General features: G+C 71.4%; 13 protein-coding genes. 11 read left to right on the forward strand and 2 right to left on the reverse strand.

The window, feature by feature from the left end; all coding sequences use genetic code 11:
- Nucleotides 1-15 precede the first annotated feature (15 nt).
- The gene (locus AC07RV_RS27335; protein WP_296774635.1) at nucleotides 16-1,266 is read right to left on the reverse strand and encodes a flavin-dependent oxidoreductase; all 1,251 of its coding nucleotides are present in this window, start codon (nucleotides 1,264-1,266) and stop codon (nucleotides 16-18) included.
- A gap of 72 nt (nucleotides 1,267-1,338) precedes the next feature.
- Here AC07RV_RS27335 and AC07RV_RS27340 point away from each other — a divergent pair, with 72 nt between their 5' ends.
- Nucleotides 1,339-2,238 carry a LysR family transcriptional regulator gene (locus AC07RV_RS27340; protein ID WP_296774636.1) on the forward strand — a complete coding sequence of 300 codons (900 nt, stop codon included), beginning with the start codon at nucleotides 1,339-1,341 and terminating at the stop codon, nucleotides 2,236-2,238.
- Between the two features lies 1 nt (nucleotide 2,239).
- Here the strand turns inward: AC07RV_RS27340 and AC07RV_RS27345 are convergent, their stop codons facing one another.
- Nucleotides 2,240-3,145 (reverse strand): LysR family transcriptional regulator, encoded by a 906-nt coding sequence (locus tag AC07RV_RS27345; RefSeq protein ID WP_296774638.1) that lies wholly within the window; start codon nucleotides 3,143-3,145, stop codon nucleotides 2,240-2,242.
- A gap of 144 nt (nucleotides 3,146-3,289) precedes the next feature.
- Between AC07RV_RS27345 and AC07RV_RS27350 the strand changes: the two genes are divergently transcribed.
- From AC07RV_RS27350 to AC07RV_RS27395, 10 genes are read left to right on the forward strand one after another with little or no spacing between them, the layout of a single operon-like run.
- Nucleotides 3,290-4,135, forward strand: a complete 846-nt coding sequence (locus AC07RV_RS27350; RefSeq protein ID WP_296774640.1) for a cysteine hydrolase family protein — start codon at nucleotides 3,290-3,292, stop codon at nucleotides 4,133-4,135.
- 1 nt (nucleotide 4,136) lies between these two features.
- Complete coding sequence (locus tag AC07RV_RS27355) at nucleotides 4,137-5,177, forward strand: ABC transporter substrate-binding protein (RefSeq protein WP_296774642.1); 1,041 nt, start codon at nucleotides 4,137-4,139, stop codon at nucleotides 5,175-5,177.
- Nucleotides 5,178-5,213: 36 nt separating this feature from the next.
- Nucleotides 5,214-6,005: an SDR family NAD(P)-dependent oxidoreductase gene (locus tag AC07RV_RS27360; RefSeq protein WP_296774643.1), complete on the forward strand. Its 792-nt coding sequence runs from the start codon at nucleotides 5,214-5,216 to the stop codon at nucleotides 6,003-6,005.
- 16 nt (nucleotides 6,006-6,021) lie between these two features.
- Entirely contained in the window at nucleotides 6,022-7,491 is a 1,470-nt protein-coding gene (allB, locus tag AC07RV_RS27365; RefSeq protein ID WP_296774645.1) for an allantoinase AllB, read from the forward strand.
- Nucleotides 7,488-8,642 carry a cyanuric acid amidohydrolase gene (gene atzD / locus AC07RV_RS27370; protein WP_296774647.1) on the forward strand — a complete coding sequence of 385 codons (1,155 nt, stop codon included), beginning with the start codon at nucleotides 7,488-7,490 and terminating at the stop codon, nucleotides 8,640-8,642. Before allB ends, atzD begins: the two co-directional genes overlap by 4 nt.
- A gap of 8 nt (nucleotides 8,643-8,650) precedes the next feature.
- Nucleotides 8,651-9,535 (forward strand): ABC transporter ATP-binding protein, encoded by an 885-nt coding sequence (locus tag AC07RV_RS27375; protein WP_296774649.1) that lies wholly within the window; start codon nucleotides 8,651-8,653, stop codon nucleotides 9,533-9,535.
- On the forward strand, nucleotides 9,532-10,314 hold the full coding sequence (locus AC07RV_RS27380) for an ABC transporter permease (protein ID WP_296774650.1): 783 nt from the start codon (nucleotides 9,532-9,534) through the stop codon (nucleotides 10,312-10,314). The genes AC07RV_RS27375 and AC07RV_RS27380 overlap by 4 nt, the downstream gene beginning before the upstream one ends.
- A 17-nt stretch (nucleotides 10,315-10,331) precedes the next feature.
- Nucleotides 10,332-10,748, forward strand: a complete 417-nt coding sequence (locus AC07RV_RS27385; RefSeq protein WP_203203782.1) for a DUF3830 family protein — start codon at nucleotides 10,332-10,334, stop codon at nucleotides 10,746-10,748.
- Between the two features lie 26 nt (nucleotides 10,749-10,774).
- On the forward strand, nucleotides 10,775-11,818 hold the full coding sequence (locus AC07RV_RS27390) for an ABC transporter substrate-binding protein (RefSeq protein ID WP_296774653.1): 1,044 nt from the start codon (nucleotides 10,775-10,777) through the stop codon (nucleotides 11,816-11,818).
- 8 nt (nucleotides 11,819-11,826) lie between these two features.
- Nucleotides 11,827-13,329 carry an amidohydrolase family protein gene (locus AC07RV_RS27395; RefSeq protein WP_296774654.1) on the forward strand — a complete coding sequence of 501 codons (1,503 nt, stop codon included), beginning with the start codon at nucleotides 11,827-11,829 and terminating at the stop codon, nucleotides 13,327-13,329.
- The last annotated feature ends 6 nt before the right edge of the window (nucleotides 13,330-13,335 follow it).

Below are 13,335 nucleotides of genomic sequence, written 5' to 3' on the forward strand. Positions count from 1 at the left end.
TCTTGTGGGATGGGTTCAAAGGTACGAGGCGCGCTGCTTGAGCGCGGCCGGGTCGTAGCCGGCCACGCGCTTGTAGTGGTCCGAGATCGCCTGCAGCTCCTGCTGCGTCACGATCTCGTCGAGCTTGTCGAAGCGCTTGCCGCCCGAGCGCTCGAACACCTCGCGCAGGATGGTGTCGGGCGGGTTGCTGCGGTTGGTCAGCACCACCTCGGTGGTGGCCTTCACGCGCACCCGGTCGTAGCTCTCGAGCGCGGCCTGGCCGACGCCCTCGCGCTTCATCGCACCCGCGAGAAAACGCGCGTCGATGATCGCCTGGCCCGCGCCGTTGGAGCCGCGCGGCACCATCGGGTGCGCGGCGTCGCCCAGCAGCGTGAGGCGGCCGTGGGTCCAGCGCGGCAGCGGGTCCTGGTCGACCATCGGGTACTCGAGGATGGTGTCGGAGGCCTGGATCAGCGCCGGCACGTCGAGCCAGTCGAAGTGCCAGTCGGCGAAGGCGGGCAGGAAGTCCTCGAGCCGGCCGGCGCGGCTCCAGTCGCGCATCGCGGGTTGCGGCGCGTGGATCTCGGCCACCCAGTTCACGAGCTGGCGGCCCTGCGCGTCGATGTCGTTGCGGATCGGGTAGATCACCATCTTGCCGACCGTGAGCCAGCCCGCGCGCACCATGCTGCCGCCCGACAGGAACGGTTGCCACGCGGCCGTGCCGCGCCACATGTTGATGCCCGAGTACCGCGGCGCGCCCTCGTTCGGATAGAGCTGCTTGCGCAGCGCCGAGTGGATGCCGTCGCAGCCGATCGCCACCGCGCCGCGCACCGGCGCGCGGCCGTCGGCGAAATGCACCGTCACGCCCGCGTCGTCCTGCTCGACGCCGGTGCAGCGGTGGCCGCAGCGCACGCTCTCGGGGCCGAGGCGCTTCAGCGTCTCCTCGAGCAGCACGGTCTGCAGGTCGCCGCGGTGGATCGAGTATTGCGGCCAGTCGTAGCCCGCATGCCGGCCCGCGGGTTCGCGGAACACCAACTGGCCGTGCTCGGTGAAGAACACCGCCTCCTGCGTGCGCACGCCGACCCGGTCGAGCGCCTCGAGCAGGCCCAGCTCGGACAGCTCGCGCACCGCGTGCGGCAGCAGGTTGATGCCCACGCCCAGCGGGCGCAGCTCGGGCACGGCCTCGTAGACGCGGCAGGCGATGCCGGCCTGGTGCAGGCTCAGCGCGAGGGTCAGGCCGCCGATGCCGGCGCCCAGGATGATGACTTCGTTGGATGCGGTGCTCATGGGGGCCGTATTGGGACCTGAAACGAGCCATAGGGGAAATTTAGATGTGATATGGATTTATCATGAATCCTTATGAACCTGAGCACACGCCAGATGCGCGCCTTCCTGCAGGTGGCGCGCATCGGCAACTTCACGCGCGCGGCCGAGCAGGCGCACATCACCCAGGCCGGCCTGAGCATCCTGATCCGCGAGATGGAGAAGCAGCTCGGCTGCCGCCTGTTCGACCGCACCACGCGCATGGTGAGCCTCACGCCGGCCGGCCGGCGCCTGCTGCCGGTGGTGGAGCGGCTGCTGACCGACCTCGACGACGTGGCGGCCGAGCTCGGCGCCGAGGGCGATGCGGCGCGTCAGACCCTGCGCATCGCGGCCACGCCGCTGGTGTCGTCGCACCTGCTGCCCTGGGTCTTCGCGAGCTTTCGCGAGGCCCATCCGCAGGTCGCGCTGCGGCTGTTCGATGCCGACCTGCGCGACGTCGAGGCGATGGTGGAGGCGGGCGATGCCGACCTCGGCCTGGGCTTCTTCTTCAGGGCCGCGCCCAGCCTCGACCGCACGCCCGTGGGCCGCTTCGAGCTGATGCGCGTGACGCAGGCCGCGGCCGACGGCGAGCCGGTCGGCAGCGCGCCCTGGTCGGCGCTGCGCGGCGCCGCGCTGATCGGCCTGCCGCCCGGCAACCCGATCCAGAAGGTGATCGATCGCCAGCTCGGCGAGATGGGCCTGGCCGACGCGCAGCGGCCCGCCTTCAACTTCTTCGGCACGCTGATCTCGATGGTCGAGGCCGGCTTCGGCACCGCCGTGATGCCCACCTTCGCGCTTGCGGCCTGCCGCCGCCACCGCGTGCGGACCGACGTGCTCGTGAAGCCGCGCGTGGGCATGGACTTCTTCCGCGTGACCAAGCGCGGCGCGCACGAGACCGAGGCGCTGCGGGCCTTCAGCGAGACGCTGAGGAAGGCGCTGCCGGCGCTCTCGCACTGAGTCAGTCGAGCGCCGCCAGCCGTTTCCCCAGGAACTCCGCGAACGCATAGGCGATCACCGGCAGCTGCCGCCCGCGCAGGTTCGCGAGCACCAGCTCGCCGCGCGGGAAGCCGCGGTCCTCGATCTCGCGCACCACCACCTCGCGGTCGTCGGGCAGCGCGCCGATCGCCATCTGGAACGAGATCGAGCGCCGGTCGTAGACGCAGCCGCGCAGGAATTCGAAGCTGTTGCTCTCCACCATCGCGTCGATGCGGGTCGAGCTGCGCGCGAGGAAGCGCTCGATCAGCTGGCGCCCGCCGGTGTCGCGGTTGGGCAGCACCACCGGGTACTCGGCGCAGTCGCGCAGCCGCACGCCGGTGGCCGTGCCGGTGGCGATGGCCAGCGGATGGCGCGCATGCATCAGCGCCATGAGCCGCTGCTCGACCGAGGTCAGGCGCTCGATGTCGCTCTCGGGCGCGAGGTTGAACACCAGCGCGAGGTCGGTGCCGAAGCTGCGCAGCGCCTCGGCGGCCTGCACGTGGTCGCCGATGCGTACCTCGAAGGCCACCAGCGGATGGCTCCGGCGGAAGTCGTGGATCGCCGCGGGCAGGAAGCGCGGCGCCAGCGCCTGGCTCGCCACCACCCGCACCGTGCCGCGGCGCAGCCCCTTGAGCTCCTCGATCTCGGAGCGCACGCGCTCGAGGTCGGCCGCGCGCCCGCGCACGTAACGCATGAACAGCTCGCCCGCGGTGGTGAGCCGCATGCCGCGCGGCAGCCGCTCGAAGATCGGCGTGCCGAGCTCCTCCTCGATGTCCTGGATGCGGCGGTTGACGGCCGAGGGCGCGACATGCAGCCGTTCGGCGGCCTGGCGGATCGAGCCCGCGCGGGCGACCTCGTCGGCATAGCGCAGGAAGCGCAGGTGGTTCATGGCGGATCGCTGGTCAAAGGGATGTGGCCGCGACCGGTTGCATGATTCGGGCCATGGCTGCGTTGCCGTTGCGGCAACGCAGGGTCCGCGAAACGGTATGGATTCGGAGCACCTTCTGGCACGGTGACTGCGTGGAGGTCGGGCATGAAACGCCGATCCGATATCCCGCGCACCAAAGACGAACAGCCGGCACGCTTCGGCCCCGCCGCGCACAACGCCTGGACGCTCGACGCGCAGGGCGTGAGCTTGGTGCGCGCACCAAGGCGACCCGTTCCGGTGCGCATCGATGCGCAGCCGCAGCCGGTGCGGTTCGACCTCGCGCGCAGCGCGCTCGTGGTGGTCGACATGCAGAACGACTTCTGCCACCCCGAGGGCTGGTTCGCGCAGAAGGGCCTGGGCACGAAGGCCGCGCGCAAGCCCATTCCCGTCATCGCGCGCCTCTTGCCCGCCTGGCGCGCGGCCGGCGGCGCGGTGGTGTGGCTCAACTGGGGCATCCGCGCCGATGCGCTCAACCTCAGCCCGACCATCCACTTCAAGGGCAAGCGCAGCGCCGACGGCGTGGGCTATGCCGAGCGTTCGCCGATCGACCACGGCCCCTCGCTGGTGCGCGGCGAATGGGGCGCGCGCGTGATCGACGAGCTCGAGGTCGCCGCCACCGACATCACCGTGCACAAGCACCGCCTGAGCGGCTTCTGGGACAACGAGTTCGACAGCCTGCTGCGCCAGCAGGGCATCACCACCTTGCTGTTCGCGGGCATCAACACCGACCGCTGCGTGTTCTCCACGCTGCAGGACGCGGCCTTCCTCGGCTACGACTGCGTGCTGCTGAAGGACGCCTGCAACACGCCGTCGCCGGCCTACGTCACGCGCGGCATCCATTTCATCGTGCAGCAGCTGCACGGCTTCGTCGCCACGGCCGAAGCGCTCATGGCCTCGCTGCCGAAGCGTTCGCGCCGTTCTGCATCCACCCCGCCCCACCAGGAGTCCTGACATGTCCCTCTTCCGCCGCCCCATGCCCGCGCTGCTCTCGGCCTGCGCGCTCGCCCTGGCCGCCACCGGCGCCGCCGCCCAGACCTCGGTCAAGATGGTCCTCAACTGGAAGTACGAAGGCGCGCAGGCCTGGTTCTTCACCGCGCAGGACAAGGGCTACTTCAAGGCCGAGGGCCTCGACGTCGAGATCGACCAGGGCGAGGGCTCGGCCGCCTCGATCCCGAAGGTGGCCGCGGGCGCCTACCAGGCCGGCTTCGGCGACGTCAACGCGCTGATCGACCTGGCCTCCAAGCGCCCGGCCGATGCGCCGGTGGCGGTCTACATGCTCTACAACACGCCGCCCTTCACGCTGGTGGTGAAGCAGGACAGCCCGATCCGCACGCCCAAGGACCTCGAGGGCAAGACCATCGGCGGCCCGGCCAACGACGGCGCGCTCAAGCTGTTCCCGGCCTTCGCGAAGATCGCCAACGTCGACCCCGCCAAGGTCAACATCACCAACATGGCGCCCAACCTGCGCGAGCAGATGTTGAGCCGCGGCCAGATCGACGCCGCCTTCGGCTACGTGACCACCGTGAGCTTCAGCGCCAAGGCCATGGGCCTCGATCCCGCGAAGGACCTGCGCTTCATCCGCTACGGCGACCACGGCATGGACCTCTATTCGAACGCCGTGTTCTTCTCGCGCGCCTTCGTGAAGGACAACCCGAAGGCGGTGCAGGGCTTCGTGAAGGCGCTCAACCGCGCGATCAAGGACGTGATCGCCGATCCCGATGCCGGCGTGGCCGCGGTGATGAAGCGCGAGCCGCTGCTCAAGCGCGAGGTCGAGAAGGAGAAGCTGCTCGCCACCCTGCGCAACGACATGAGCCATCCCGAGATCGCGCGCATCGGCCTGGGCGACATCGACGAAGCACGCATGCAGCGCGCGATCGAGATCGTGGCCGATGCCAACAAGCTGCCGCGCAAGCCCACGGTGGCCGAGGTCTTCGACCGCGGCTTCCTGCCCGCGCGCGCCGAGCGGCCCTCGAGCCTGGACCGCCAACCCTGAACCCCGCCACAACGACACGAAGAGAGAAAGACGAACATGGACCTGCAACTCAAGGACAAGGTGGCGCTCATCACCGGCCCCGCCAAGGGCATGGGGCGCGCCGTGACGCTGGCCTTCGCGCGCGAAGGCGCGAAGCTGGTGCTGGCCGGCCGCGACACCGCCGCCATCGAGCCCGTGGCCGCCGAGGCCCGCGCGCTCGGCGTGGCCGCCATCGTGGTGCCCTGCGACCTCACGCAGAGCGCCCAGACCGAGGCGCTGGCCGCGCATGCGCTCGAGGCCTTCGGCCGCATCGACATCCTGGTCAACGTGGCCGGCGGCTCGGGCCCGATCGGCAAGACCGGCTGGGAGACCACGAGCGAGGAGTTCGACGAGATCGTGCAGCTCAACATGACGGGCTGCTTCAACACCATGCACGCGGTGCTGCCCTCGATGATCGAGCGCAAGAGCGGCAAGGTGGTCAACGTCGGCGGCACCTTCGGCATGCGCGGGCGCGCCGGCCGGCTCGCCTACTCGGCCTCGAAGTGGGGGCTGCGCGGCATCACCAAGAGCTTCGCGCTCGAGGCCGGCCCGTACGGCATCAACGTCAACTGCGTTGCGCCGGGCATGGTCGACGGGCCGCGCTTTCGCGAGAAGGTGTGCGCCAACATGGCCGAGAAGCTGGGCATCACGCTCGAGGAGGCGATGACGCGCCATGCGGCCGACTACGCGCTGCGCCGCGTCTCCACCGACGCCGACGTGGCCAACGCCTGCCTGTTCATGGCCAGCGAGGTCTCGCGCCAGATCACCGGCGTCGACCTGCCGGTCGATGGCGGCTGGGCCATGCTCTGAACGCGGGGAACGAACCATGAAGGAAGTCGACCTCGTCATCCGCGGCGCCCAGGTGGTGTCGCCGGACCGCATCTTCGAAGCCGCCGTCGCGATCGCCGGCGAGCGCATCGTGGCCGTGGGCCACGACGACACCATGCCGAGCGCGCGCGAGGAGATGCGCGCCGACGGCCTGCACCTGCTGCCGGGCGCCATCGACAGCCATGTGCATTTCCGCGACCCCGGCTATCCGAACAAGGAGACCTGGAAGACCGGCTCGGCCGCCGCCGCGCTCGGCGGCGTGACCACCGTGTTCGAGATGCCCAACACCAACCCGCCGACCGGCACCGTCGAGGCGCTGCGCTTGAAGCAGAAGGCGGCCGAGTCCTCGTACGTGGACTTCGGCATCCACGGCCTGCTCGGCGACGACACCGTCGAGCGGCTCGAGGAGCTGCTCGAGGCCGGCGTGACCAGCTTCAAGGCTTTCGTCGGCAACACCTTCGGCAACCTGCCCGCGCCCACCGACGGCGCGCTGCTCGAGGGCTTCGAGAAGCTCGCGCCGCTGGGCATCCGCACCGTGGTGCATGCCGAGAACTCCTCGATCCTGTTCCGGCGCCAGAAGAAGATGCAGGCTGCCGGGCGCATCGACGCGATGGCGCACCTGGCGGCGCGGCCCGCGGTGGCCGAGATCGAGGCCATCGGCCGCGTGCTCACCCTGGCCGAATGGACCGGCGCGCGCGTGCATATCGCGCACCACAGCGCGGCCGACTCGCTCTACCTGCTGCGCGCGGCGCGCGCTCGCGGCGTCGACGTGACGGCCGAGACCTGCCCGCAGTACCTGCTGCTCAACACCGACCACATGCGCACGCTCGGTGGCGTGATGCGGCTGAACCCGCCGATCCGCGAGCCGCGCCACAACCAGCCGCTGTGGGATGCGTTGATGGACGGCACGCTTGACATGATCGCCACCGACCATGCGCCGCACGCGCCCGAGGAGAAGACGCGCGAGAGCATCTGGGACTGCGACTGCGGCTTCCCGGGCGTGGAGACGCAGATGCCGCTGATGCTGACCGAGGTCAACCGCGGCCGTGCCTCGCTGATGGACTACGTGCGCTGGAGCTCGGTCAACCCGGCCAAGGCCTGGGGCCTGTACGGCACCAAGGGCGTGATCGCGCCGGGCGCGCATGCCGACATCGCCTTCGTCGACATGAACCGCGCGGGCGTGCTGTCGCAGAACAAGCTGCAGAGCATCAGCAAGATCTCGCCGTGGAACGGGCGCGCGGTGCGCGGCTATCCGCTGCACACCCTGCTGCGTGGGCGCTTCGTGATGCGCGACGGCCGGCTGGTGGCCGAGGCCGCGGGCTGGGGCCGCTCGGTGAAGGGCGTGCAGCGCATGCCGGTGGCCAGGCCGCGCAACACCGAGCACTACAGCAGCGCGATCCTCGAGACGCCGCCGGGCGTGCCCGTGAACGCGGTGCCGGTCGGCGAGATCGACTGGAACGCGGCATGAGCGGCGGCCGCATCCAGGAGGTCCGCGTCTGGCGCATCCCGTGCAGCGGGCCCGGCGACCTGCGCGGCGCGCGGGCACTGATCGAGGCGGGCGAGCTCGTGCCGTCCGAGATCGTCGCGGTGATGGGCAAGACCGAGGGCAACGGCTGCGTCAACGACTTCACGCGCGAGTACGCCTCCGCGGCCTGGTGCCAGCTGCTCGCGGGCGCGCTCGGCTGCACGCCCGAGGCCGTGCACCGCCAGGTGGCGCTCGTGATGTCGGGCGGCACCGAGGGCGTGCTCTCGCCGCACTTCACCGTGTTCGCGCGGCGCTGGCGCGACGAGGCCATGCCCACGCATGGCGAGAAGCGGCTGGTGGTGGGCGTCGCGCACACGCGCGACTTCCTGCCCGAGGAGATGGGCCGCGCCGCGCAGATCGACGCCACCGCCGAGGCCGTGGCCGCGGCGATGCGCGACGCGGGCATCGACGGCACGCACGACGTGCACTTCGTGCAGGTCAAGTGCCCGCTCTTGACTTCGGCCAAGGTGGCGGCCGCGCTCGCGCGCGGTGCCGCGCCGGTCACGCACGACAGCTACGAGTCGATGGGTTACTCGCGCGGCGCCTCGGCGCTCGGCGTGGCGGTGGCGCTCGGCGAGGTGGCGCGCGCCGATATCGGCGACGCCAGCGTGATGGCCGACTGGAGCGCCTACTCGGCGCGCGCCTCGGCCTCGGCCGGCATCGAGCTCGAGGGCAACGTGGTCATCGTGCTCGGCGAGGCGCGCGCCAGCGCCTCGGCGCTGCGCATCGCCCATGGCGTGATGCGCGACGCGATCGACGGCCACAGCGTGCGCGCGCTGCTGCGCGACGCCTTCGGCCTCGATGCCGAGCGCGACGCGCAGGCCGTCTCGCGCCGGCTCGTGAACCTGCTCGCCAAGGCCGAGGCCAGCCCCGACGGCCGCGTGCGCGGCGAGCGCCACACCATGCTCAACGACTCCGACATCCATGCCACGCGCCATGCGCGCGCGGTGGTCGGCGGCGTGCTGGCCTCGCTGGCCGGCCACACCGCGCTCTATGTCTCGGGCGGCGCGGAGCACCAGGGGCCCGCGGGCGGCGGTCCGGTGGCCGCGATCGTGCGCGTCGAGGACGCAGGCACGTCCTCTCCTTCTTCCTGAAAGCGACCATGGAACGAGCCTTCATCCAACTGTCGGACGTGATGCTGCGCTACGGCGGCGGCACCATCGCGCTGGACCACACCACGCTGGGCATCGACAAGGGCGACTTCGTCGCGCTGGTCGGCCCCAGCGGCTGCGGCAAGTCGACCATCCTCAAGCTGGTGGCCGGGCTGCTGCGGCCCAGCGCCGGCGCGGTGATCGCGGGCGGGCGCGAGGTGGGCGCCGTGGGCGTGCGCACGCCCGCGGGCAGCCATGCCTCGGCCGCGCCGCGGCTGCGCATCGGCCTCGCGTTCCAGAACCCGACCATGCTGCCCTGGCTCACGATCCGCGAGAACGTGATGATCCCGCTGAAGATCGTCGAGCCGTTTCGCCAGGACTACCGGCGCAAGAAGCGCGGCGAATACGCCGAGCGCGCCGATGCGCTGCTGGCCCAGGTCGGCTTGAAGGGTTTTGGCGACAAGCGGCCGTGGCAGCTCTCGGGCGGCATGCTGCAGCGGGCCTCGCTGTGCCGCGCGCTGGTGCACGAGCCCGAGCTGCTGCTGCTCGACGAGCCCTTCGGCGCGCTCGACCAGTTCACGCGCGAGGAGCTGTGGGACATCATGCAGTCGCTGTGGATCGCGCGCCGGCCCACGGTGCTGCTGGTGACGCATGACCTGCGCGAGTCGGCCTACCTGGCCAACCGCATCTGCGTGATGAGCGCGCGGCCGGGCCGCATCCTCGAGACGCGCGAGGTCGGCTTCGCGCGGCCGCGCACGCTCGAGAGCAGCTACGCGAGCGAGTTCGCGACGCTGGTGCAGCAGCTGCGCATGCGCATCGCGCAGGCGCGCCGCGGCGGCGATGCGGCGCCCGAGGCCGTGGCGGCCGAACCGCTGGTCGCGGAGGTGGCGGCATGAACGCGATCTCCCCCGTGCTGCGCCAGCGCCTGCTGTCGACCGGCGCGCTGCTCGGCTTCTTCGTGCTGTGGGAACTGGTCTGCCTGGCCGGCGGCATCTCCGACCTGGTGCTGCCGCGGCCGAGCCAGATCGCCCATGTGCTGCTCGAGAAGATGCCGCTGCTGTGGCCGCACACCGTGCAGACGCTCTACACCACGCTCGCGGGCTTCGTGCTGGGCGTGGCCGCGGGCGTGCTGATCGGCGTGGCCATCGGCTCCTCGAAGCTGGCCTACGACGTGACCTATCCGCTGCTGGTGGGCTTCTCGAGCATTCCGAAGGTGGCGGTGGTGCCGCTGTTCGTGGTGTGGTTCGGGGCCGGCACCGTGCCCGCGATCCTGACCTCGATGGTGATCAGCATCTTCCCGGTGGTGGTCAACGTGGCCACCGGCCTCGCGAGCACCGAGCCCGAGCTCGAGGACGTGCTGCGCGTGCTCGGCGCGCGCAAGCGCGACATCCTCTGGAACGTGGGCCTGCCGCGCACGCTGCCCTACCTGTTCGCCTCGCTCAAGATCGCGATCACGCTCGCCTTCGTGGGCACGGTGCTCAGCGAGACCGTGGCGGCCAACAAGGGCATCGGCACCGTGATGATGATCGCCAGCGGCAACTTCGACGTGCCGATGGTGTTCGCGGGCCTGTTCCTGCTCGCGGCGATGGGCGTGCTGCTGTACGCGGTGTCGGCCCTCGTCGAGCGGCGCATGACGGGCTGGGCCCAGCGCAAGACCGACATGGCCATGGCCTGACCCAAGGACGACCTCCAATGACTTCCACGCGCATCCTCATCACCGCGGGCGACCTGCGCTTCGTGGCCCAGACCCATCCCGACGCGCCGCTCACCGTGGCCGCGTTCTCGAAGCTCTTGCCCTACCGGCAGAAGCTGATCCACGTGCGCTGGAGCGGCGAAGGCTGCTGGGTGCCGCTGGGCGACTTCCAGCTCGGCGTGGGCTTCGAGAACCACACCAGCCATCCCTCGGTGGGCGACATCCTGTTCTATCCCGGCGGCTACAGCGAGACCGAGATCATCCTGGCCTATGGCGCCTGCAGCTTCTCGAGCCGCATGGGCCAGCTCGCGGGCAACCACTTCCTGAGCATCGTCGAGGGGCGCGAGCAGTTGCGCGAACTCGGCCGGCGGGTGTTGTGGGAGGGCGCGCAGGACGTGCGCTTCGAGGCCGCCTGAACTTCACGCAAGACCAAGGAGCTCCCATGCTGAAAACCCTCTCGCGCCGCGGCGCGCTCGCGGCCCTGCCCGCGCTGGCGGCCGTGCTCGGCGCGCCGCGTGCCTTCGCGCAGGCGCCCACGCCGATCAAGTTCGTGCTCGACTGGAAGCTGCAGGGCATCCATGCCTGGTACTACCTCGCGCAGGACCGCGGTTACTTCGCGGCCGAGAAGCTGGCCGTGAGCATCGACCAGGGCGACGGCTCGGCGGCCGCCGTCACCAAGGTGATGAACGGCGCCTACCAGGCCGCCTTCGGCGACATGAACGCCATCGTGCAGAACGCCGCCACGCGGCCGGCCGACGCGCCCGTGATGGTCTACATGCTCTACGACCGCGCGCCCTTCGCGCTGATCGTGAAGGCGTCAGGACCGATCAAGACGCTCAAGGACCTCGAGGGCCGCACGCTCGGCAGCCCGGCCGGCGGCGCCGCGGCGCGCATGTTCCCGGTGATCGCGGCGCGCGCGGGCATCGATCCCGCCAAGGTCCAGTGGACCGGCATGGCGCCCAACCTGCAGGAGCAGATGCTGCTCAAGGACCATGTCGACGGCTCGGCCGTGTTCTCGGTCACCAGCTACATGAACCTGGTGGCGCAGGGCGTCGACCCCGACCGCGACATCCGCTGGTTCCACTACGCCGACCATGGCGTGGACCTCTACGGCAACGGCGTGATGGTGTCGCGCGCGCTGCTGCGCGACAGGCCCGAGGCCGTGGCCGGGCTGGTGCGCGCGATCCACCGCGCGGTGCTCGACACGATCGCCGACCCCGACGCGGCCATCGCCGCGCTCGCCAAGCGCGAGCCGCTGCTCGATGCCGCGCTCGAGAAGCGGCGCCTGCTCTACACGCTGCGCACCGTGATGCTGACGCCCGCGGTCGCGCAGGCCGGCATCGGCGATGTCGACGATGCGCGCATGGGCCGCGCCATCGCGCAATTGCGCACCGCCTTCGAGCTGCCGCGCGCGCCCGCGCCCGGCGAGGTGTTCGACCGGCGCTTCCTGCCGCCCGCGGCCGCGCGCCGGGTGGTGGCGAGCTGAGGCGTCGCATGACCCTCGCCCCGCACCCCGACGCCATCGACTGCGCCTGGCTGCTGGCCGAGCCGGGCCTGCAGCCCGCGCAGGCCGGCATGCGCATCGCGCTCGACGGCGAACGCTTCGGCGCGATCGCGTCGCGCGATGCCGCAGGCCCCGCGCCGCGCCGGCTCGTGCTGCCGGCGCTGGCCAATGCGCACGACCATGCGCGCACCTTCCGCAGCGCCACGCTCGGCGCCTTCGGCCAGCCGCTCGAGAGCTGGCTGCCCTTCCTGGGCACGGTGCCGGGCATGGACCCCTACCTCTGCACCGCCACCTCGTTCGCGCGCTCGCTGCGCCATGGCGTGGCGAACCTGATGGTCCACTACACGCGCGTGCAGGGCGGCATGGACTACGTCGACGAAGCGCGCGCGGTGGCGCGGGCCGCGCGCGACGTGGGCGTGCGCATCGGCTTCGCGGTCGCCATGCGCGACCGCCACGGCATCGCCTACGACGACGATGCCGCCGTGCTGGCCCTGCTGCGCCCCGGCATCCGCGACGCGGTCGCGCGGCGCCTCGCGGTGCAGCCCATCGAGCCCGCGCGGCAGCTCGCGCAGGTCGACGCCGTGGCGCGCATGGTCGAGGAGGAGGGCCTGGGCGCGCACGTCACCGTGCAGTACGGCCCCACCGCGGTCCAGTGGTGCGGCACGCCACTGCTCGAGGCCATCGCGCGCGCCTCGGCCGATACCGGCCGGCCGGTCCACATGCACCTGCTCGAGACGCGCTACCAGCGCGACTGGGCCGATGCCAATCATCCGGGCGGCATCGTGCGCTTTCTCGACGCGATCGGCCTGCTCACCCCGCGCCTCACGCTCGCCCACTGCACCTGGGCGCGGCCCGACGAGCTCGCGCTGATCGCCGAGCGCGGCGCCACCATCGCCGTCAACACCAGCTCGAACCTCGGCCTCCAGTCGGGCATCGCGCCGCTGGCCGAGATGCTGCGCCAGGGCTGCCGCGTGGCCATGGGGCTGGACGGCATGGCCTTCGACGAGGACGACGACGCCCTGCGCGAGATGCGCCTGGCCTATGCGCTGCACCGCGGCTGGGGCTACGAGCGCGCCATGACCCCGGCCCAGCTCTGGTCCTTCGCGGCCGGCCACGGCCCGCGCAGCGTGGGCGGCGCGCTGGTGTCGGGCGGCCGCATCGCGACCGGCGCCCCGGCCGACCTGGTGCTGCTGGACCTCGAGGCGCTCGACGACGATGCGCTGTTCGACGACATCGATCCGCTCGAGCTGGTGCTGGCCCGGGCCAGTGGGCGCCATGTGGCGCAGGTGCTGGTCGGCGGGCGGCTGGTGGTCGATGCCGGACGGGTGCTGGGCATCGACGAGCCCGCGCTGCGCGCCGAGCTGCTGGCGCGCATGCGCGCGGCGCTCGCGGCCGATCCCTCGCATGCGCAATGGCGCCGCACGCTGGGGGCGCTGGCGGAAGATTTGGGGCCGCTGTACCGAGAGGGGCGGATCGGGCGCTGCTGCGGCTAGGCGGCC

Source organism: Variovorax sp. GW821-FHT09B01 (assembly GCF_059418345.1).

Excerpts from the sequence above, each read along its gene's own strand:
- AC07RV_RS27395 (WP_296774654.1), top strand. The coding sequence starts at position 11,827 with ATGACCCTCGCCCCGCACCCCGACGCCATCGACTGCGCCTGGCTGCTG.
- atzD (WP_296774647.1), top strand. The coding sequence starts at position 7,488 with ATGAGCGGCGGCCGCATCCAGGAGGTCCGCGTCTGGCGCATCCCGTGC.
- AC07RV_RS27380 (WP_296774650.1), top strand. The coding sequence starts at position 9,532 with ATGAACGCGATCTCCCCCGTGCTGCGCCAGCGCCTGCTGTCGACCGGC.
- AC07RV_RS27335 (WP_296774635.1), bottom strand. The coding sequence starts at position 1,266 with ATGAGCACCGCATCCAACGAAGTCATCATCCTGGGCGCCGGCATCGGC.
- AC07RV_RS27340 (WP_296774636.1), top strand. The coding sequence starts at position 1,339 with ATGAACCTGAGCACACGCCAGATGCGCGCCTTCCTGCAGGTGGCGCGC.
- AC07RV_RS27355 (WP_296774642.1), top strand. The coding sequence starts at position 4,137 with ATGTCCCTCTTCCGCCGCCCCATGCCCGCGCTGCTCTCGGCCTGCGCG.
- AC07RV_RS27350 (WP_296774640.1), top strand. The coding sequence starts at position 3,290 with ATGAAACGCCGATCCGATATCCCGCGCACCAAAGACGAACAGCCGGCA.
- AC07RV_RS27375 (WP_296774649.1), top strand. The coding sequence starts at position 8,651 with ATGGAACGAGCCTTCATCCAACTGTCGGACGTGATGCTGCGCTACGGC.
- allB (WP_296774645.1), top strand. The coding sequence starts at position 6,022 with ATGAAGGAAGTCGACCTCGTCATCCGCGGCGCCCAGGTGGTGTCGCCG.
- AC07RV_RS27385 (WP_203203782.1), top strand. The coding sequence starts at position 10,332 with ATGACTTCCACGCGCATCCTCATCACCGCGGGCGACCTGCGCTTCGTG.
- AC07RV_RS27360 (WP_296774643.1), top strand. The coding sequence starts at position 5,214 with ATGGACCTGCAACTCAAGGACAAGGTGGCGCTCATCACCGGCCCCGCC.
- AC07RV_RS27345 (WP_296774638.1), bottom strand. The coding sequence starts at position 3,145 with ATGAACCACCTGCGCTTCCTGCGCTATGCCGACGAGGTCGCCCGCGCG.
- AC07RV_RS27390 (WP_296774653.1), top strand. The coding sequence starts at position 10,775 with ATGCTGAAAACCCTCTCGCGCCGCGGCGCGCTCGCGGCCCTGCCCGCG.